This window comes from Streptomyces sp. SPB074 (assembly GCF_000154905.1).
GTDB lineage: Bacteria > Actinomycetota > Actinomycetes > Streptomycetales > Streptomycetaceae > Streptomyces.
In genome coordinates, this window is the sequence record NZ_GG770539.1 from 4,938,436 (window position 1) to 4,958,091 (window position 19,656).

Genomic DNA, 19,656 nt, shown 5'->3' on the forward strand with positions numbered 1-19,656 from the left:
CCCCGGCCGGGGTACGCCCGCGCGCCGGGCCCCGGCAGACCGGGCCGCACCCGGAACCCCCGCGCGCCGACCCCTCGCGTACCGGGCCGCACACGGGCCCCCCGCAGACCGGGCCGCACCCGGAACCCCCGCGCGCCGAGGCCCGTTCCGCCGCTCCCGCCCTCACGACAGGGAGACGCCGACCTCCGACCACGCCTTCGTCACCGCCTCCTTCTCGTCCGCGCCGTCCGCCGCCGCGCTCGTGAGCGTCGCGAACTCGGCGAAGTCCGCCGTCGAGGAGAGTTCGCCGCCCGTGAGCACGTCGAACCAGATGCGCCCGGCCCGCTCCCAGGCGTAGCCGCCCAGGGAGGTGGCGAGCAGGTAGAAGGCGCGGTTGGGGATGCCCGAGTTGATGTGGACGCCGCCGTTGTCCTCCTCGGTGTCCACGTAGTCGTCCATCGAGGCGGGCTGCGGGTCCTTGCCGAGCACGTCGTCGTCGTAGGCCGTGCCCGGGGCCTTCATCGAGCGCAGCGCGGTGCCCTCGACGTCGGGGGCGAGGAGTTCGTCGCCGATGAGCCAGTCCGCGTCCTCGGCGCGCTGCTGCTTCGCGTACTGCTTGACGAGGGAGCCGAAGACGTCCGAGATCGACTCGTTGAGCGCGCCCGCCTGGTCCTGGTACTCCAGATTCGCCGTGTGCTGCGTGACGCCGTGGGTCAGTTCGTGGCCGATGACGTCGACCGGGAGCGTGAAGTCGAGGAAGATCTCCCCGTCCCCGTCGCCGAAGACCATCTGGTCGCCGTCCCAGAAGGCGTTGTTGTACTCGCGGTCGTAGTGGACGCTCGCGACGAGGGGCAGGCCGCGCCCGTCGATGGAGTCGCGGCCGAAGACCTTGCGGTAGAGGTCGAAGGTCGCGCCGAGGCCCGCGTACGCGCGGTTGACGCTCGCGTCGCGCGTCGGCTCCTGGCCCTCGGCGCGGACCTTGTGACCCGGGAGGCGGATGCCGTGCCGGGCGTCGTAGATGGTGCGGTCCGGGGTCTCGGAGCCGGTCGGCTCCCCTGCGGGGGCCGCGAGCGTGAGGGCGAGCGCCGTCTGCCGGCGCTGGTGGCGGCGGCCCGCGTCCTCGTCGAGCGTGCGGCGCGCGGCGGCGTGCCCCGAGCGGGCGAGGTGATCGAGCAGGTGCGGCGGGACGATGGTGCAGAAGGCGTGGTGCGGAAGGTGCAGGTGAGTGTCCATGCGCACACGGTTACCCCGTACATGCGGACTGTCACTGATTATGGGGGCCTTTCGTACGAACGAGGGAGATGTCACGTGCGGAGGTTTGGATCACCGCGCACCCGGCAGCGGATAATGGGACCGACGGAGCCGGACGACGGGGTCGCGCCTCGTCCCGGGAGTCATGCCTCGTCCCGCATGGTGATACGGGGTCTCGTGCCTCGCGGGACTCGGCTAGGGTGCGGAGCATCATGCGTTTCGGGCTGCTTCTTCTTAGCTGCCGCGGCGAGGGTCTGTAGTCGTAGGCCGACCCCCTCCCCGCGGAGTGAGGTGTTGCGGTTTTTCCGCCCCGTCGGCCACCTCAGCCTCAGCGGACCTCAGAGGAGCCCACGCACATGACCACGAGCGAGCCCACCGCCACCGTCCCCGCGCAGCAGCATTCCGCGGCCGGCCAGGGACGCAAGCCCCTCAGCAACACCGCGCACCTCCAGGCCCCCTCCGGGATGCCCTTCCACCGCTACGGCCGCTACGAGCAGGTGGAGATCCCCGACCGCACGTGGCCCGAGAAGCGGATCACCAAGGCGCCCCGCTGGCTCTCCACCGACCTGCGCGACGGCAACCAGGCCCTGATCGACCCGATGTCGTCGGCCCGCAAGCGCGAGATGTTCGACCTGCTCGTACGCATGGGCTACAAGGAGATCGAGGTCGGCTTCCCCTCCTCGGGCCAGACGGACTTCGACTTCGTGCGCTCCATCATCGAGGACCCCGAGGCGATCCCCGAGGACGTCACGATCTCCGTGCTGACGCAGGCGCGCGAGGAACTGATCGAGCGGACCGTGGAGTCCCTGGTCGGCGCCCGCCGCGCCAACGTCCACCTGTACAACGCGACCGCGCCCGTCTTCCGCGAGGTCGTCTTCCGGGGCAGCAAGGACGACATCAAGCAGATCGCCGTGGACGGCACGCGGCACGTCGTCGAGTACGCGGAGAAGCTGCTCGGCCCCGAGACCGTCTTCGGCTACCAGTACTCGCCGGAGATCTTCACGGACACCGAGCTGGACTTCGCGCTGGAGGTCTGCGAGGCGGTCATGGAGGTGTGGCAGCCCGGCCCCGGCCGCGAGATCATCCTCAACCTGCCCGCCACCGTGGAGCGTTCGGCCCCCTCCACCTACGCCGACCGCTTCGAGTGGATGTCCAGGAACCTGTCGCACCGCGAGCACGTCTCGCTCTCCGCGCACCCGCACAACGACCGCGGCACCGCCGTCGCCGCCGCCGAACTCGCCGTCATGGCGGGCGCGGACCGCATCGAGGGCTGCCTCTTCGGCCAGGGCGAGCGCACCGGGAACGTGGACCTGGTGACCCTCGGCATGAACCTCTTCTCGCAGGGCGTGGACCCGCAGATCGACTTCTCGGACATCGACGAGATCCGCCGCACCGCCGAGTACTGCAACCAGATGGAGGTCCACCCGCGCCACCCCTACGCGGGCGACCTCGTCTACACCGCCTTCTCCGGCTCCCACCAGGACGCCATCAAGAAGGGTTTCGAGGCGCTGGAGCGGCGCGCCGCGCGCGAGGGCAAGCAGGTCGGCGACGTCGAGTGGGCCGTCCCGTACCTGCCCATCGACCCGAAGGACGTGGGCCGTTCCTACGAGGCCGTGATCCGGGTCAACTCGCAGTCCGGCAAGGGCGGTATCGCCTACGTCCTCAAGAACGACCACAAGCTGGACCTGCCGCGCCGGATGCAGATCGAGTTCTCGCGCATCATCCAGGCGCGCACCGACGCCGAGGGCGGCGAGGTCACCCCGGCCGAGATCTGGAACGTCTTCCAGGACGAGTACCTGCCCAACCCCGCCAACCCCTGGGGCCGCGTGCAGGTACGTGCCGGGCAGACCACCGCGCAGACCGAGAACGGCCTCGACAAGCTCACCGTGCAGGCCGTCGTGGACGGTGCCGGCACCGAGCTGACCGGCAGTGGCAACGGCCCGATCTCCGCGTTCTTCGACGCGCTCCAGGGCGTCGGCATCGACGCCCGGCTGCTCGACTACCAGGAGCACACGCTGAGCGAGGGCGCGAGCGCGCAGGCCGCCTCGTACATCGAGTGCGCCGTCGGCGACCGCGTCCTGTGGGGCATCGGCATCGACGCCAACACCACGCGCGCCTCGCTCAAGGCGATCGTCTCCGCGGTCAACCGCGCGGGCCGCTGAGGCACTTGCCCGTACGGGCGTGAGCGTGCCGGTACGGGGACGACCTCCCCGTACCGCCGCCACCCCCGCGCCGGGCGGGCCGTACGGGAGGCCGACCGCCCCCTGCGACACGCCCGGAAACCGGCCCGGTACCCCCTTGGCCGTCAATCGCCGTCCCCCACGCCTCACCCCTCGCGCGGGAGTTCACGGCATCAGGACCACGCGGGCCCCGCAGGGTTCACGCCCTGCCGGGGCCTGCGGTCACTCTCGGCCAGGTATCGGCCGAGTAACGCCGGGGTACTGACGCCATCACGGTGATGTGGCTAACATCACGCCAAGGCGCCGGACACCCGGCGCCACCGCGCGGGGCATCCAGTCCCCGCGCGCACAGCGGGTTCGCCCGCGGGCGGGACGAGCGCCGTGCGAAGAGGCACGCGCGCCGGACAGGGAGGTGCGCCGTGGCACGAGCCGGAGGCAGGGGCGAGGACCGTCGCCAGCGGGCGGGGACCGGCCCGCACCGCACCCCGCCCGCCCGCTACGGCCCGCTGCGGCTGCGGACGCGCTGGAACGTCGAGAGCGACGGCGAGTTCTTCTGCCCCGACTGCGGCGGCGACCGCGCCTACACGCGCAAGACCGGGAGCAGGTACGTCGCCCTCCTCGGCGTCCCGCTCCTGCCGCGCGGCACCACCGGGCCCGTCGTCGAATGCGGCGCCTGCACCGCCGAGTACAACGTCGAAGCCCTCGAACACCCCACGACGGCCCGCTTCGGGGCGCTCCTGCGCGACGCCGTGCACACCGTCGTCGTCGCCGTCCTCGCCGCGAGCGGCACCGCCTCGCGCTCCACGATGGACGCCGCCGTCGCCACCGTCCGCGCCGCCGGCTGGACCGACTGCGAGGACGACCAGCTCTACGCCCTCATGCGCGCCCTCGCCGAGGACCCCGGCTCCCCGGTCTGCCCCGACGACCCCGCCGAGGCCGAGACCGCCGCGCTCACGCTGGCCATAGAGCTCCACGAGTCCCTCGACCCGCTCGCCCCCCACCTCGCGGAGCTGGGCCGGGCCTCGATCCTCCTCCAGGGCGCCCGCGTCGCCCTCGCGGACGGCCCCTACACCTCCGCCGAGCGCGAGGCGCTGAACGTCGTGGGCGCGGCGCTGCTCCTGGACACGGAGGAGGTCGGGCGGCTGCTGGAGGAGGCGAAGACCCCTTCCTGACCGCGCGACCGGGCGGGCCGTGCTGTTCCCGGGCCGCCTCCTTCCCGCGCCGCCCGTTCCCGTGCCGCCTCCTTCCCGCGCCGCCCTGTTCCCGCGCCGCCCCGTTCCCGTGCCGTCCGGAGCGGGGGCGGCGGAAGGTGCCGATTCCCCGCCCCATAAGGGCGTCCGCCGGTAGGTGCTGGTAGCAAGGCAGGCACGGTCCACCCGATCATGGAGTTCTCTACGCTTCACGATCATGGGGGATCCGTGCCTGCCGTTCCATCATGCATTCTCGACCCGATCCGTGACCAGTTCCTCGCGCTCCTGCCCGTGCACGAGGACAAGCACCCCCTGGGCTGTCACAACCCCCGGATCAGCGACGCCGTTGTCTTCGACCGGCTGGTGCAGGTCCTGGTCTTCGGTTGCGGATACGAACGTGCCGCCGACGAGCACTGCTCGGCCACCACCTTGCGCAGACGCCGCGACGAGTGGATCGCTCACGGCGTGATGGAGAGCCTGCGGCTGCTCGCGCTCGCCGCATACGACCGCATGATCGGCCTCGAACTCGACCACCTGAGCGCCGACGGCTGCCTCACCAAGGCACCCAGCGGTGGTGAATGCGCCGGCAAAAGCCCCGTCGACCGCGCCAAACTCGGGCTGAAACGCTCACAGTTGACCGACGGCTCCGGCATACCCCTGATCACCGAGCCGGCACCGGCCAACACCCCCGACCACACCCTGCTGCCCACCACCCTCGACCGCTTCACCGCGCTCGAACAGGCCCTCGGACCATTGCCTGAGCATCCACGTCTCGCCCTGGACGCCGGCTACGACTACCGGATCGTCCACGATGACCTGGCAAGCCGGAAGATCGACGCCCGTATCGCCCCGCGCGGCGCGAAGACCCCGATCCAGACCGGAGGCCGGTGGGTCGTCGAGCGCACGAACTCCTGGATGAACAACTTCGGCAAACTCCGGCGCTGCACCGAACGCCGGAAAGCAGCCGTCGAGTTCTACCTCGCCCTGGCAGCCACCCTCATCACCCTCCGCAGCCTGATCCGACACGCCTGGACCCTCTACCGCTGGAACACCCGCCCTCAAAGCCCACGGATCCGATGACCTACCGGCGGACGCCCTAAGGGGATTCGTGACCGCGAGGTGGGCGTGATGTGCTTCTCGTGGGGCTTGTGTGTGCTCTTCGTGTGAGTGAACATGGCGGCTGTGACGGCTGAGTTGGGGGACCTGCCGGATGCCGTGAGGGCGCCGTGAGGCTCCCTCCGGGCGTCCGCCGGTGTTCCTCGACCCTGGGATGACTCACGTTCGCCTCACCAGACCCATGGCACTCACGGGTGCCGCCCTCGCCGCCACCCTCCTCGCGGGCTCGCTCGCGGGGGTCCCGGCCGCCGCGACCACGGGCGGACCGGCGGCGAAGGACTCCCTCGCCTACACCGCGCGGCTCGTGATCGGTGACAGCCAACGCGGCTGCTCCGCCGTCCTGGTGGCCCCGCAGTGGCTCGCGACCTCGGCCCAGTGCTTCGCGGACGACCTGGCGCAGAGCCCCGGCCACGTGACGGCGGGGAAGCCGAAGTGGAAGACGACCGCGACCATCGGGCGCACCGATCTCTCCACCGCCTCCGGACAGGTCCGCACGGTGGTCGAGCTGGTCCCCCGCACGGACCGCGATCTCGTCATGGCCCGCCTCGACACCCCCACGACGGGGATCGCCCCGGCGCCGCTGGCCCTCGCCCCGCCCGCGGCGGGGGAGAAGCTGACCACGGCCGGCTACGGCCGCACGCGCGAGGAGTGGGCGCCGCTCGCGCTCCACACCGCGTCCGGCCTCACCCGGTCCGTGGACGGCCCGGACCTGGCCACCGAGGGCGCGAGCGCCTCGGACGCGGTCTGCGCCGGGGACGCGGGCGGCCCCGTGCTGCGCGAGGTGTCCGGCGTCCTGCGGCTGGTCGCCGTCAACAGCCGCTCCTGGCAGGGCGGCTGCTACGGGTCCGAGAGCACGGAGACCCGCACGGGCGCGGTCTCGACGCGCCTGGACGACATCACCGCCTGGGTCCAGCGGATCGCGTCCCTCCCGCAGCACGGCCTCCCGGTCGGGGGCGACTTCGACGGCGACGGCGAGGACGACGCCGCCGTCCTGTACGACTACGGCCTGGACAGCGCGAGCGGCAAGCGGCGCGTCGCGCTGTGGCTGCACACGAGCGAGGGCGGCCGTCTCTCGGCGCCCCGGGTCGTCTGGCAGAGCGAGGAGTCGAGCTGGACCTGGAGCCGCGCCCAGCTCGTCGCCGGTGACTTCGACGGCGACGGCAAGGACGACATCGGCGTCTTCTACGACAACGGCAAGAACGCCGAGGGCACGAACGCGAGCGCGCTGTGGACCTTCACCAGCACGGGCGACGGCTTCGCGGAGCCGCAGCGGGTCTGGCAGAGCACGGGAAGCTGGACCTGGGCGGCGAGCCGGCCGGTCGCGGGCGACTTCGACGGCGACGGGAAGGCCGACGTCGGCGTGCTCTACGACTACGGGAAGAACGCGACGACCGGCCTCCAGGAAGTGGGGCTGTGGGACTTCCGGAGCACGGGCTCCGGCTTCGCGGCCCCGAAGAGGGTGTGGACGAGCGCAACGAGCTGGACCTGGAGCCACATCAAGTCCACGACGGGCGACTTCGACGGCGACGGCAAGGACGATATCGGCGTTTTCTACGACAACGGCAAGGACGCGGGCGGCACCTTCAAGACCGCCTGGTGGACCTTCGCGGGCACGAGCACCGGCCTCGCCGCCCCGCAGCGGGCCTGGCAGAGCACGGGAAGCTGGAGCTGGGCGGCGAGCCGGCCGCTCGCGGGCGACTTCGACGGCGACGGCAAGACCGACGCCGGGGTCCTCTACGACTACGGCAAGAACGCGGGCACCGGCCTCCAGGAGACGGGCCTGTGGACCTTCGCGAGCACCGGTTCCGGCTTCGCGGCCCCGAAGAAGGTGTGGACGAGCCCCATGAGCTGGGCGGCGAGCCGGTCGCTCGCCTTCGGCGGTGACTTCGACGGCGACGGCAAGGACGACATCGGCACCCTGTACGACAACGGGACCGGCGCGGACGGCCGCCAGAACTACGGCCTGTGGCGCTTCACCAGCACGGGTACGGGCGTGAGCGAGCCCGTCCGCGACTGGTACGGCCCCACGTCCTGAGCCCGCGGCGCCGGGGGCGGCCCCGCCCGCCGCCCCCGCCGCCCGGCCGGATCACCCGCAGGAGGGACGCGGGACGGGTACCCGGAAAAGGTGACAGGTTCTGACGGGATGGGTGGCCACGATGGACGTCATGGACCACACCACGCAGGAACAGCAGCACACCACGGGGGAACGGCCCCTGGCCGGCCGCGTCGCACTCGTCGCCGGGGCCACGCGCGGCCTCGGCCGCGCGATCGCGGTCGCGCTCGGGGCGGCGGGCGCGACCTTCTACGTGACGGGCCGCACGACCCGCACGCACACGAGCGAGGTCGGGCGCCCGCAGGAGACGATCGAGGAGACCGGCGAGCGCGTGACGGCCGCCGGCGGCGAGGGGATCGCCGTACCGACCGATCACCTGGACGAGGAACGGGTCCGCGCGCTCCTCGCCCGCGTCGAGGCGGACCACGGGCGGCTCGACATCCTCGTCAACGACCTGTGGGGCGGCGAACACCTCGTCGCGGAGCACGTGTTCGGGAAGAAGAGCTGGGAGACACCGCTCGCCGACGGCCTGCGCATGATCGATCTCGGCGTCCGCTCCCACCTCATCACGGCGGGACTCGCGCTGCCGCTCCTGATCCGCTCGGACGGCCCCGTGCACATCGAAGTGACCGACGGAACAGCCGAGTTCAACAAGCGGTTCCGCGACAACCTGTACTTCGACATCGCCAAGACCACCCCGCACCGCATCGCCTTCGCCCTCTCCGAGGAACTGGCCCCCCTCAACGGCACGGCGCTCAGCGTCAGTCCGGGATTCCTCCGCTCCGAGCAGATGCTCTCCTTCTACGGCGTCACCGAGCAGAACTGGCGCGAGGCCACGGCTCAGAACCGCACTTCGCGATCGCGGAGTCCCCCCACTACCTCGCGCGCGGCATCGCGGCCCTCGCGGCCGACCCGAACCGCGCCCGCTGGTCCGGCACCTCGGCGTCGAGCGCCGAACTCGCCGGCGCCTACGACCTGACGGACACGGACGGCAGCCGCCCGGACTCCTTCGCGTACTTCCGCGACGTCGTCTTCGGCGGCAAGAAGGGAACGGCGGAGGACTACCGGTGAGGTGAGGCGAACGGTCCCTCCAGCGCCGCCCAGTGCAGCAGCATCACTGTCTTCGCGTCCGCGATGCGGCCGTCGCGGATCATCGACAGGGCTTCTGTGAAGGGGAGTTCCAGGACCTCGATGTCCTCGCCCTCCTCCTCGACGCCGCCGCCGCGGGACACGCGGTCGGCCGGGGTGTACGGGGCCGCGTAGAAGTGGAGGCGTTCGGTGACCGAGCCGGGGCTCATGTACGCGGCGTAGACGGGTGTCAGCGCGCCCAGCCGGATGCCGAGTTCCTCCTCCGCCTCGCGCCGGGTCGCCACCTCGGGGGAGTCCGCGTCGAGCAGGCCCGCCGCCGCCTCGATCAACATGCCGTCCGGGTGCTCGTTCACGTACGCGGGATAGCGGAACTGGCGGGTCAGCAGCACGCGTCGGCGTGCGGTGTCGTACGGGAGGACCACCGCGCCGTCGCCCCTGTCGTACGTCTCGCGCTTTTGCGTCTGCCAGCGGCCGTCGCGGCGGCGGTGGGCGAACCTCGTCCGGCGCAGGACGTGCCACCCTTGCGAGGTCAGCTCGACGTCCTCGACCACGACATCAGGATTGCGGTCGAGACCCCGCCCGGCCTGGTCGAGGCCGGTACGGCCCCGGTGGTCGGGGATCTCGATGCCGGGACGGTCTGCCACGGTGGGCTTTAAGGGGTACGCGGGAGGACTGGCGGGCGCTAGAATACCCGCAAGAACGTGCAAGAACAGGAGGGAATGTTCATGCTCGCTGCCGAACGCCGCGAACACCTCCTCGGTCTGCTGACGGACGAGGGCAAGGTCATCGCCAAGGACGTCGCCGCCGACCTGGGTATCTCCGAGGACAGCGTCCGTCGTGACCTGCGCGATCTGGCCGCCGAGGGGCTGTGCCAGCGGGTGTACGGCGGCGCGCTTCCCGTCTCGCCCGCCGTCGCCGGCTACACCGCGCGGCAGGCGGTCGCCCCCGACGGCAAGCGGAAGGTCGCCGCGCTCGCCGCGAAGCTCGTCCGCCCGGGCGGCACGGTCATCCTCGACGGCGGCACGACGGCGCTCGCCCTCGCCCGCGCCCTCCCGCACGAACTGCCCTGCACGGTCATCACGCACAGCCCCACGATCGCCGCCGCGCTCCTCGACCACCCGCGCGCCGAACTCTTCCTCCTCGGCGGCCGGCTCTTCAAGCACTCGGCGGTCACGTGCGGCGCCGCCGCCGTCGAGGCCGCGCAGAACGTCTCGGCCGACCTGTGCCTCCTCGGTGTCACCGGCGTCCACCCGGAGGTCGGTCTCACGACGGGCGACGCGGACGAGGCGGCCATGAAACGCGCTCTCGCCTCGCGCGCCGCCGAAACCTACGTGCTCGCCTCCTCCGAGAAGATCGGCACCGCCTCCCGCTACCGCGTGCTGCCCTGGCAGAAGATCACCGGGCTCGTCACCGACGCCCCGGCCACCGACCCCGTCCTCGCCCGACTCGTGGGCCTGGGCGTGGAGATCCTGCGGGCGGGCTGAGAGGCGGCACCGGGCGGGGTGCGCGCGGCGACGGGGCACGTGGCGCGGAGTGCTGCGCGGCGCGGAGTGCTGCGCGGCGCGGAGTGCTGCGCGGCGCGGGCCGGGAGGCGGGGTGCGCGGGGCCGGTTCCGGAACCGCCGTACGGGCACGGGCGTCCCTGCCGGTGCCGTGCCCGCACTCCTCCGGAGAGCCCTTTGCCCGCCACCCGTTTCGTGCACCTGATCCGGCACGCCGAACCCGCGCCGGACGGCGGTGGCCTCAGCGCGCGCGGGCGCGAGCAGGCCGCGCACCTCGGTGACCGGCTGGCGCGGCTGCCCCTCGCCTCCCTCCAGCACGGTCCGCTGCCCCGCGCCGCCGCGACGGCGCGCATCATCGGGGAGCGCGCCGGGATACGGCCCGAGCCCGCCGACCTCGCGGGCGACTACGTGCCGCACCTGCCCGAGCGGCACGAACTCCCCCCCCGTAAACGGCCGACTTCTCCCTCCACTCCCTCGCCGGTACGACACCGGAGGAGGCGCGCGAAGGCCGTGCGCTCACCCGCCGGGCCACCGAGGCGTACACGGGCCCCGCCGCGGGGGACACCGTCCGCCACGACGTCGTCGTCACCCACAACTTCCTCGTCGCCTGGCTCGTCCGCGAAGCCCTCCACGCCCCGCGCCGGCGCTGGCTCGGCATCAACCACTCGCACGCCTCGCTCACCACGATCATGCACACCCCGGGCCGCGCCCCTTACCTCCACGCGCAGAACGACCAGAGCCACCTCCCGCCCGCGCTGCGCTGGACGGACAGCCCACCGGAACACCGCGTGTGAGCGCGCGGGGCGGCTGTGCCCGTACCCCGTGACGCGCCTGCCCGCGAGGCCCCGGCGCCCGCGCCGGTGACCGGGGGGCGAGGGGCACGGTCTCACCCCTCCCGGCCGCCTCGCGGGTCCGGGAACCGGCGGCCCGTCGCGGAGGCGAAGCCCAGCCACGTGTGGCGGTTGCCCCACCAGCACCAGCCGACCTTGGGGGCGTCGCGCCGCTCGCGGCCGTCCCGCCCCGTGCCGTTGCTGATCCAGATCGCCGGAGTACGGGCGTCCAGGGCGCCGTTCGCCTTGCGCAGCCGGGAGCCGATGGTCATGAAGCAGCGGTTGCGCTCCAGGATCTCCGGCCGCTGGAGCACCCAATGGATGCCCTCGGTCAGCAGCAGCGGGGTGCGTCCCCTCCCGGTCAGGGCGGGAAGCGCCTCCTGCGGCGTCCAGCCGGCCATCCCGTCACCGCGGTCGAGGCCGGTGACGAGGTGGAGCGGGGCACCGGGCGGCGCGAGCGCTTCGAGCGGGGCGAAGTGATCGACGTCGGTCATGTCGGTGACGACGAAGCCCGCTTTGCCGCCACGGCGGAGCAGCGGCGCGAGGGCGGAGGCGGGAGCGCGGTCCGGGTGCACGGCGAGCAGCGCCCCTTCGGTCCCGGGAACCCCGGCGGTCCTGGCGAAGGCGCGCAATGCGGCCTCGGTCAGCCCGGCGATCTCGTGCACCCCCAGCCCGATCAGACGCTCGGCCTGCGCGCTCAGGTCCGGGAGCACCGGAAGGACGGGGACGGGGGCGGGTGCGGTTTCGGGCACGATGCTCCTCGCGGCAGCGGGGTGGACCGGCCCAGGAGGAACGAGGCGCCCCGCCGGAATGTTCCCGCCGCCGGGGGCGCCGCCGGGCCGCCGAGGAGCGCGCCACGGTGCCGCCGTACCGCCGCCTGTCCCGCTGCGCCCGCGCTCCAGGCGTCCCGTCCCTGCCGTCCTCAGGCGTCCTTCCGCGTGCCCGCCTCCACTTCGGCGAGCTTCTGGAACTCGCCCAAGTCGTAGTTGGCGAGGGTCGCGTCGAGGTTGGTGAGCGCGCCCAGGTGCTCGATGAAGCCCTCGGGCTCGTACTCGATCTGGAGGGTGACGCGGCTCTCCGTGTCGCTCAGCCGGTGGAAGGTGACCACCCCGGCGTGCCGCACGCCTCCGGTCGTGTGCCAGGCGATGCGCTCGCCGGGGACGACCTCCGTCAGCTCGGCGGTGAACTCCTCGTCGGCGCCCGGCAGTCCGAGCTGCCAGACGAAGGTGTTCCTGTCCGCCCGGTGGACGTGCTTGACGTGGCTGAGGAAGGCGGGCCAGCGCTTTACGTTCTCCCACAGTCCCCAGCTCACCTCCACCGGGGCCTTGATGTCGACGGCTTCGAGCAGCGAGGACGCCATGGTGTCTCCTTGTCCGTGCGGCGGCACCGGGCGGGGCCGGCCGGTCCTCGCACGTGTACCCCGTCGGGCCGGGAAGTCTCCGCCCGCGGGGCCCGGATGTGTCCGCCCCGGCCCGGCCGCCGCCGGCCGGGGCGGCGGCGCTCACGTCCCTGCCGCCGCGCGGGCGAGGCGGCCGAACCTGACCCTGACCCCGGGGGACCAGAGCACGCTCACCGGCGGCCCCCCGGGCGCGGGCAGGCCCGCCGCGGCGATCAGTTCGTCGTCGAGGCCGAGGAGTTCCGCGCGGTGCAGCGGCCAGCGGGGGTGGATGTTGGGGAGGTGGCCCGCGTGGCCGTAGAACGTGTGGCGCATCCCCCAGCGGGCGGTCAGGAAGTGTTGGAGGGGCGTGGGCTCCTCGATCCGCTCGCCGACGCGCACCCTGATGCGGTCGCGCGTGCCCCGCGGCCCCGGCAGGCGGCGGCGCGTGGTGTAGGTGAAGGTCTCCGCCTCGCGCCGGATCTCCATGCGCGCCCAGAAGTAGGGCAGTTGGAAGAAGACCCGGGCCATGACCACCGGGACCAGCCGGGACGCCTCCAGAGAACGGAACACCACGCCGCGCCGGCCGTCCGCGTCCACCGAGTACAGCCGGACGTTGGTCTCGGGGAACGTCCCGAAGCACGGGATTCCCGGCAGCCCGAACCAGCCCACCCCGTGCATCCGGAAGGCCACCAGGCCGACATAGGTGCGTCCTTCGTACGTGTCCGGCGCGGAGTCGGCCGGGAGGAGGGGCGCGACGTCGGCCGGGTCCGCCGCCCAGTGCAGGAAGGCGACGTCCAGCCAGGACTGCGTGAGCAGGGTGTGCGACAGCCGGCGCCCCGGGTGGGGTGTGATCGGCTCCAGGGAAGGAGCGGCAGGTGACATGGCGGCAGCGTTCCCCGCACGGCCGGTTCAACGCCGGACGCCGCGCGGCGTGTCGGCCCGGCCCGGCGGCCACCGGCCGCCGCCCAGGGGCACGGCGACCGCTTTCAGGGCCTCCGCCAGATGGTGCGCGGCGATCGCCGCCATGGCGGCCCGGCCGGGGAAGGCGCCGTCGAGCAGCCTGAGTGGTCCCGCGACGAGGGCGAGGTGCTGCGCGAGCAGGTAGAACGCGAGCCGGTCCTCGTCCGGTCCGGGCACCCGCAAGGGCTCGTACGCCTCGTCCAGGCGCAAGCGCAGGAACACGTGCTCCCACTCGGCGTCGAAGTACATCGTGCCCTCGATGTCGATCAGCACGGGGTTCCCCGCCGGGTCCACGCGTACGTGGTCGGGGCCGAGTTCGCCGTGCACGACCGCGTACTCCGCACGGGGTCCCACCGCCGCCGCGAGCGCGCGAAGCCGTTCCTCCAGCCGTCCCCGCGCGGCCGCGAGGCGCGGGGTCCTGACGGCGGCCGCCGGGACGTGGAGGCCGGGGAGCCGCGAGCGATCCGCCGGACGGCCCGGGGGGACGCTCGCGCCCGGGTGCGGGGGAGGCGCGTTCCCGGGCCGTCCCGCGTCAGCGACAGGAATCCGACGGGGCGTGGGCGCACGCGTGCGGTACGGGTGCTTCCGGGCTTGTGGCGGGGGCGCAGCAGCCCTCGCCCCGCCAGGTGTCGCGGGCTTCCTTGACGGCCAGGGCCGCGATGGCCAGGGCGGCGACGGGGTCGGCCCAGGACCAGCCGAGTGCCGCGTTCAGGACGAGGCCGAGCAGGAGGACGGCCGAGAGGTACGTGCACAGCAGCGTCTGCCGCGAGTCGGCCACCGCCGAGGCGGAGCCGAGCGCGCGGCCCGCGCGGCGCTGCGCCGCCGAGAGGAACGGCATGACCACGAGGGACAGCGCGGCGATGACGACGCCCGGCGTGGAGTGACCCGCCTCGCCCGCGCCGGTCAGGGCCCGCACGGCGTCGAGGGACACGTAGGCCGCGAGGGCGAGGAAGGACACGGCGATGATCCGCAGCGCCGTCCTCTCGCGCGCCTCGCACACGGCGTGGTCCCTGGCCGAGAACTGCCAGGCCACCGCGGCGGCCGAGGACACCTCGATCAAGGAGTCCAGCCCGAAACCGATCAGCGCCGTGGACGAGGCCCGCGCGCCCGCCGACACCGCGACGACCGCCTCGACGGCGTTGTAGGTGGGGGTCGCCGCGACCAGCAGCCGTACGCGCCGGGCGAGCGCTTCGCGGCGGGCCGGCGACGGCCCGAGGGACAGCGTGGTCATCTCAGCAGCAGTCCTTCGACGCGGCGTCCGGGCAGGACGCGTCCGTCTCGACCGCCACCACCGCGCTCAGGAGCTGGTCCAGCGCCTGCCCGAGACACACGTCCGCCAGCTCGTAGCGCGTACGGCGCCCGTCCGGCACTGTGACCACGAGGCCGCAGTCCCGCAGGCAGGCAAGGTGGTTGGACAGCCGGGTCCGCGAGACGCCGAGCGCGTCGGCCAGCTCGGCCGGGTAGGCCGGTGCGCCGCGCAGCGCCAGGAGCACGCGGCAACGGATCGGGTCGGCGAGCGCGCGGCCGAAACGGGCCAGCACGTCGATGTCGGAGGCAACGGTCAGCACACGGCGACAGTACAGGTATCTATGAATTCAGGGAAGGGTGAACTGTGGTTCGCGGACGTGCGCCCGCGTTTCCCGTGGCTCGCACCGGTTTCGCGCCGCCCCGCAGGCCACCGCGCGGCAGGGCGAAGCGGCCGACGCGCACGGGTCCGCCGGTGGCGAGGCCTCGGCGGGCTGCCACCGCACGTGACGGGCGGACCCGCCGCGATGGGCTCGCGGGGGAGGGCGGGATGGGGGTGGCCTCGCGAGGGAGGAACGGTTCGGGGCGGCCTCTTGGGGGCGGCGGGTCCGCGGCGGCCTCCTGGGGCGGCGGTGTCGCGGTGGACGGTGGTCGAGGGTGGTCGCGCGGGGGCGGCCTCGCGGGGGAGGACCGGCCCGGCGGCCTCCCGGGGGCGGCGGACCCCGGATGGTCTTGCGGGGGCGGCGGTCCGGGGCGGTGTCGCGGCGAACGACGCTTCGGGGTGGTCTCGCGGGGAGGGCCGGCCCGGGGCGGTCGCGCGGGGACGGCGGGTCCATGGAGGTCTCGCGTGGGACGGTGGACGGGTGCCTGTGCCCGCCGCCACCGCCACCGGAATGCCCGGGCGTGGCCGCCGGGAGAGGTGGCAACGAGGCTTCTGCGAAGGGGGTTTCGGCGCGGGCCGATTCCTCAGCGTCAGTGCGCTGTGCCTCGGATGGCCTCAAGCCATGAGGCCAGGGCCGCGAAATCCTCGGTGGCGAGGCCACGGGACGACGTGACGCGGTGGAGCAGCGCCGGGGCGGGGTGGTGGGTGGACACCCATTCCTGATCAGCCTCGGTGATCTCGTCGTCGCACCAGGCGAACGGACGATCGCCCGCCCACGCGGCCAGCGTGCGGGTCTTCCAGTGGAGGCCGTACCACCTGTCCTCGCGCTCCCGCGCGTCCGAGAGCTCCGGCCAGTGCACGACCGGGAGCGGCGGCAGGCCGAGCCGTGGTGCCATGTCGGTGTTCGCCGCGTCCTCCCACGTGGTGGCCCAGACCAGCTCGCACGGAAGCGCCGCGAGGCGCGGCCCGACGCGCGGGTCGAGCCGCGCCAGGTACGTATCCGTCGCGGTACGGAATGGCGCGCGGCGCGCGCCGTCGCCGAACGGCAGCAGAGGCCCGTCGATGTCCAGGAACAGCAACGGGCGTTCCGCGTGCCCGCTCATGCCGCACCCTCGCGGCGTACGGAACGACTTCGGCGTCCAGGGGCGCGGCGTACGTGCGAGGAGTGCGAGCCTGGTCGATGCCGCGTTCCTCGGCTGCGACGGGTGTGTGCGGCTGGACCGCGGCGGGGCGCGGGCTCGCCCGGAGACGCCGATCCGCCCCGAGATGCGGGCCCGCCGGGTCGCCGGGAACCGATCACGCCGGTGCGCCTTTCGCGTTCCGCGCGGCACCCCGCCCGTAGTCCTCCCCAGGTCTTGAGCGGTGCGCTTCGGGCCCCGCGCGCCATCAGTTGCGGGAACGCCTGTCGGCGGCGCCGAGGTGGGAGACGAAGACGGACCAGGCGGGCGAGGCGAAGGTGAGGAGCGGACCGGCGGGGGTCTTGCTGTCGCGGGCGAGGGCCCGAGCGGGGGAGGGGGATGCGACCTCGACGCAGTTCCCGCCGGCGCCGCCGCTGTAGCTGCTCTTGTGCCAAGTCAGTTTCGAGGAGGGGGTGGTGGACATCAGAAGTACTTCTCCGCTCTGGACTCGATCAGTTCGCGGGACGCGGAAATGGGGAGTGCCGCCGTCCTCAGGAGAGCGTAGACCTCTTCCGCCTGCCGATAGGCGCGTGGATCGTCCGTGATGTCAGCGCTTGACAGACCTTCTGTGTAGACGATAGAGGGCAGGTCAGCGAACTCCAAGAGCAGAATCGGGCTGACCATCGCGCCCACAGCCCCCTCGGTGAACGGGAGGACCTGAACCCCGATCACATTGAGGTCGATGAGGCGGAGTACGTGCTCCAACTGGCCGCGCATGACGTCGTCTCCGCCGATTCGCGTGTGCAGCGCCGTCTCGTGGAGCACGAGCCAGTAGGCGGGCCTGGCGGGGCCTTCGAGGATCGTGGCCCGGTTCATTCGGCCGTCGACCAGATCCGTCACGACCTGTTCCTCCGACAGCGGGTGCATGGCGCGGATGATGGCCTCCGCGTAGGGGCGGGTCTGGAGGACGCCGGGCAGGCGCACGTTCTCGTACTCGTGGATGCTGGTCGCTTTCTGCTCCGCCTCCCGCATGAGGCCGAAGAAGTCAGCGAACTGCTTGCTCGTCTGGACGAGCTTCTTGACCATCCGCACCAGCACACCGCCCGTGTGCGGCACGTTGTCGAGCCGCTCCGACACGTCCAGTTGCGGCTTGCGTTTCCCGCTCTCGAATTGGGCGATGTAGCTCGCGGACACGTAGACCATGTCTCCGAGCGCCTGTTGGGTCAGTCCTGCTGTCTCCCGGAAGCGCTTCAGCTCTTCGCCGAAGTACTCCCACGTGAGGATCTTGAACTCGTCGTTGAGGCTCATGACCTGCTTCCGCACAGTGACGCTGTGGTGGGGTGGCTACTTCACAACGTAAGCGGAGCGCAAGAGCCTTGAAGGGCGGAAACCGCGAAACAACCCGAACCCACTACGAGGTGGACTCATGCCCCCCAACTCAGCCCGTCACGCCGCCGTTTGTGTCTCCGAGGCCGAGGACGCCGTGGCCGAACTGCGTGCCGCTCTCGCCGCCAACGGGCTTCGGCTGCCCTCGCTCTCGCTCGATCTCGCCTCCGTCGCCCGGGAGTCGCCCTGTCCGCACGTCACCCTCGGCGGGTGCTCGCCCGAGCTCGCCGCGCGGCTCGCCGCCGTGCTGCGGCGCAAGGAGGCCGGCGCGTGACGTTCAGGATCGGCGCCTACGTCGTGGACACCGTCACCAACACCGTCGGCATCGTGGAGGCCGCCGCTCCCGAAGTCGTCGTGCTGCGGCCCATCGGGGGCGGCGCCCTCTGGGGGCGCGGCACGGGCGAGGTCCGGCTCGCCGAGACCATGGAACGCTTGCGGGCCGAGACCCGGTACCTGAACGCCCGCAGTCGCGGCGAGCGCATCTGACCCCGCCGAGGCGGGCGGGGGCGGGGTCCCCGCCGTCGTGTACAACCCCTCCGGGGCGCGTGAGCGGGCTCCGTCATCCTCCCGCCCGCACGTTCCCCCTCCCGGGTGGCCGCGAGTGGCTGTTTCCGGTCAGCACGGGAGCCGCCTCGCGGGGCCGGGGAGCCTCGCGGGGCGTACGGGGCGCGGGGCGCGGAGGCCGCCCCGCCCCCGCACCGGGAAACCGTGGCCGAAACCGCGCCACGAGGGTTGGCCAGCGCTTGCGGAGCGCGCTGTACGGACCCGTACCCGCGCGCTGTAGTGCTGCTCCGTGGCGGCCCGGCCGCCGAAGTGAAGGGGGAGCACCATGACCACGCCTTCCGCCCCGCTCCGCGTCAGCCTCGTCAACGGCAGTTTCGAGGTGCCCGTCGTCAGCGGGTACGAGATCCTGCCGGACGCCTCGCAGCCGCAGGCCCGCCCGTACGTGCCGGGGTGGCGCACGACCGCCACCGACCACATGGTGGAGATCTGGCACACCGGCTTCAACGGCGTCCCGTCCATCGACGGGCAGCAGTTCGCCGAACTCAACGCCAACCAGGTCTCCACGCTCTACCAGGACCTGCCGACCACCCCCAGCACCACGCTCTACTGGCGGCTCTTCCACCGGGGGCGGCAGGGCCGCGACACGATGGCGCTCGACATCGGGCCGGTCAACGCCCCCGTCGAGCAGGGCAGGTTCACCGACGGGAACACCGCCTGGGGCCGCTACACCGGCACGTACACCGTCCCGGCGGGCCAGGTCCTCACCCGCTTCGCGTTCCGCTCCGTCTCCGCCGCCGGGGGCAACCGGGGCATCGGGAACTTCCTCGACGGCATCTTCTTCGGCACCGCGCCCCGCGTCGAGCTGACCAAGACCGCCGTGCCGCAGGGGCCGCTGGACGTCGGGGACGTCCTCACGTACCGCGTCACGGCGCGCAACGAGGGCGGCGGGCCCGCCGAGAACGTCGTGCTCACCGACGTACTGCCCGCGCACACGACGTACGTGCCCGGCTCGCTGCGGATCGTGGACGGGCCCGGGGCCGGGGCGAAGACCGACGCGCGCGGTGACGACCAGGCGTACTACGACGAGGGCGCGCGCGCCGTCTTCTACCACCTCGGCACCGGCGCGAACGCGACGACGGGCGGGAGCCTCGCCAACACCGCCGACCTGCCCGGGGGTTCGACCATCGAGTACCGCGTGCGCATCGACCTCGCGGCGGGCGGCACGCGACTGGTGAACACCGCGCGGGCGACGTACGAGAACCGGCTCGGGGACCGGCCCGAAACGCTCACCGCGACCTCCGGCGAGGCCGTCACGGAGGTGAACCCGGCCGCCGACCTGAGCCTCGTGAAGGCCGCCGACCTCACGAGCGTCACCGTCGGGCAGACGGTCACCTACCGCATCACGGTCCGCAACGCCGGGCCCAACAGGGCGACCGGCGTGGTCGTCACGGACCGGCTGCCCGCGAGCCTCGTCCTCCTCTCCGCCAAGGCGCA

18 protein-coding genes and 3 pseudogenes are annotated in these 19,656 nt (G+C 72.8%); 10 read left to right on the forward strand and 11 right to left on the reverse strand.

Annotated elements, in window-relative coordinates; genetic code table 11:
- Positions 1–162 precede the first annotated feature (162 nt).
- Entirely contained in the window at positions 163–1,212 is a 1,050-nt protein-coding gene (locus tag SSBG_RS20720; RefSeq protein ID WP_037870281.1) for a M4 family metallopeptidase, read from the reverse strand.
- Between the two features lie 482 nt (positions 1,213–1,694).
- Between SSBG_RS20720 and leuA the strand changes: the two genes are divergently transcribed.
- The 5 genes and pseudogenes from leuA to SSBG_RS20745 all read left to right on the forward strand — a co-directional run bounded on the left by leuA (position 1,695) and on the right by SSBG_RS20745 (position 8,840).
- On the forward strand, positions 1,695–3,392 hold the full coding sequence (gene leuA / locus SSBG_RS20725; RefSeq protein ID WP_037871697.1) for a 2-isopropylmalate synthase: 1,698 nt from the start codon (positions 1,695–1,697) through the stop codon (positions 3,390–3,392).
- A gap of 437 nt (positions 3,393–3,829) precedes the next feature.
- Positions 3,830–4,582 (forward strand): TerB family tellurite resistance protein, encoded by a 753-nt coding sequence (locus SSBG_RS20730; protein ID WP_037870283.1) that lies wholly within the window; start codon positions 3,830–3,832, stop codon positions 4,580–4,582.
- A 246-nt stretch (positions 4,583–4,828) separates the two neighbouring features.
- Positions 4,829–5,680 carry an IS5-like element ISStsp9 family transposase gene (locus tag SSBG_RS20735; RefSeq protein WP_008745198.1) on the forward strand — a complete coding sequence of 284 codons (852 nt, stop codon included), beginning with the start codon at positions 4,829–4,831 and terminating at the stop codon, positions 5,678–5,680.
- A gap of 217 nt (positions 5,681–5,897) precedes the next feature.
- Positions 5,898–7,751 (forward strand): FG-GAP-like repeat-containing protein, encoded by a 1,854-nt coding sequence (locus tag SSBG_RS20740; RefSeq protein WP_037870286.1) that lies wholly within the window; start codon positions 5,898–5,900, stop codon positions 7,749–7,751.
- 130 nt (positions 7,752–7,881) lie between these two features.
- Positions 7,882–8,840 (forward strand): annotated as a pseudogene (locus SSBG_RS20745) (SDR family oxidoreductase).
- Here the strand turns inward: SSBG_RS20745 and SSBG_RS20750 are convergent.
- Complete coding sequence (locus SSBG_RS20750) at positions 8,831–9,502, reverse strand: NUDIX domain-containing protein (RefSeq protein WP_008748027.1); 672 nt, start codon at positions 9,500–9,502, stop codon at positions 8,831–8,833. The pseudogene SSBG_RS20745 and the gene SSBG_RS20750 sit on opposite strands and share 10 nt — an antisense overlap.
- A gap of 81 nt (positions 9,503–9,583) precedes the next feature.
- On the opposite strand from SSBG_RS20750, the gene SSBG_RS20755 reads away from it, so the two are divergent.
- Together SSBG_RS20755 and SSBG_RS31565 are read left to right on the forward strand one after the other, a co-directional pair.
- Positions 9,584–10,342: a DeoR/GlpR family DNA-binding transcription regulator gene (locus SSBG_RS20755; protein ID WP_008748028.1), complete on the forward strand. Its 759-nt coding sequence runs from the start codon at positions 9,584–9,586 to the stop codon at positions 10,340–10,342.
- Between the two features lie 194 nt (positions 10,343–10,536).
- Positions 10,537–11,153 (forward strand): annotated as a pseudogene (locus SSBG_RS31565) (histidine phosphatase family protein).
- Positions 11,154–11,245: 92 nt separating this feature from the next.
- Here SSBG_RS31565 and SSBG_RS20760 read toward each other — a convergent pair.
- The 9 genes and pseudogenes from SSBG_RS20760 to SSBG_RS20800 all read right to left on the reverse strand — a co-directional run bounded on the left by SSBG_RS20760 (position 11,246) and on the right by SSBG_RS20800 (position 17,580).
- Complete coding sequence (locus SSBG_RS20760; RefSeq protein ID WP_037870287.1) at positions 11,246–11,941, reverse strand: DUF5701 family protein; 696 nt, start codon at positions 11,939–11,941, stop codon at positions 11,246–11,248.
- Positions 11,942–12,111: 170 nt separating this feature from the next.
- Complete coding sequence (locus tag SSBG_RS20765) at positions 12,112–12,549, reverse strand: SRPBCC family protein (RefSeq protein WP_037870288.1); 438 nt, start codon at positions 12,547–12,549, stop codon at positions 12,112–12,114.
- A gap of 141 nt (positions 12,550–12,690) precedes the next feature.
- Positions 12,691–13,449, reverse strand: a complete 759-nt coding sequence (locus tag SSBG_RS20770) for a YqjF family protein (RefSeq protein WP_008748031.1) — start codon at positions 13,447–13,449, stop codon at positions 12,691–12,693.
- 27 nt (positions 13,450–13,476) lie between these two features.
- Positions 13,477–13,956 (reverse strand): annotated as a pseudogene (locus SSBG_RS20775) (phosphotransferase); the annotation flags it as partial.
- 103 nt (positions 13,957–14,059) lie between these two features.
- On the reverse strand, positions 14,060–14,758 hold the full coding sequence (locus SSBG_RS20780; RefSeq protein ID WP_008748033.1) for a cation transporter: 699 nt from the start codon (positions 14,756–14,758) through the stop codon (positions 14,060–14,062).
- A gap of 1 nt (position 14,759) precedes the next feature.
- Positions 14,760–15,095 (reverse strand): ArsR/SmtB family transcription factor, encoded by a 336-nt coding sequence (locus SSBG_RS20785; protein ID WP_008748034.1) that lies wholly within the window; start codon positions 15,093–15,095, stop codon positions 14,760–14,762.
- A gap of 649 nt (positions 15,096–15,744) precedes the next feature.
- The gene (locus tag SSBG_RS20790; RefSeq protein ID WP_008748035.1) at positions 15,745–16,257 is read right to left on the reverse strand and encodes an HAD domain-containing protein; all 513 of its coding nucleotides are present in this window, start codon (positions 16,255–16,257) and stop codon (positions 15,745–15,747) included.
- A 283-nt stretch (positions 16,258–16,540) separates the two neighbouring features.
- On the reverse strand, positions 16,541–16,756 hold the full coding sequence (locus SSBG_RS20795; RefSeq protein ID WP_008748037.1) for a DUF397 domain-containing protein: 216 nt from the start codon (positions 16,754–16,756) through the stop codon (positions 16,541–16,543).
- Positions 16,756–17,580 carry a helix-turn-helix domain-containing protein gene (locus SSBG_RS20800; protein ID WP_037870290.1) on the reverse strand — a complete coding sequence of 275 codons (825 nt, stop codon included), beginning with the start codon at positions 17,578–17,580 and terminating at the stop codon, positions 16,756–16,758. The genes SSBG_RS20795 and SSBG_RS20800 overlap by 1 nt, the downstream gene beginning before the upstream one ends.
- 118 nt (positions 17,581–17,698) lie before the next feature.
- Here SSBG_RS20800 and SSBG_RS33340 point away from each other — a divergent pair, with 118 nt between their 5' ends.
- From SSBG_RS33340 to SSBG_RS20810, 3 genes are all read left to right on the forward strand, one after another.
- Complete coding sequence (locus SSBG_RS33340) at positions 17,699–17,932, forward strand: hypothetical protein (protein WP_008748039.1); 234 nt, start codon at positions 17,699–17,701, stop codon at positions 17,930–17,932.
- Positions 17,929–18,144: a hypothetical protein gene (locus SSBG_RS20805; protein ID WP_037870292.1), complete on the forward strand. Its 216-nt coding sequence runs from the start codon at positions 17,929–17,931 to the stop codon at positions 18,142–18,144. The genes SSBG_RS33340 and SSBG_RS20805 overlap by 4 nt, the downstream gene beginning before the upstream one ends.
- 343 nt (positions 18,145–18,487) lie before the next feature.
- Positions 18,488–19,656 (forward strand): DUF11 domain-containing protein (locus SSBG_RS20810; protein ID WP_078491375.1); only part of this gene is annotated, 1,169 nt, incomplete at its 3' end.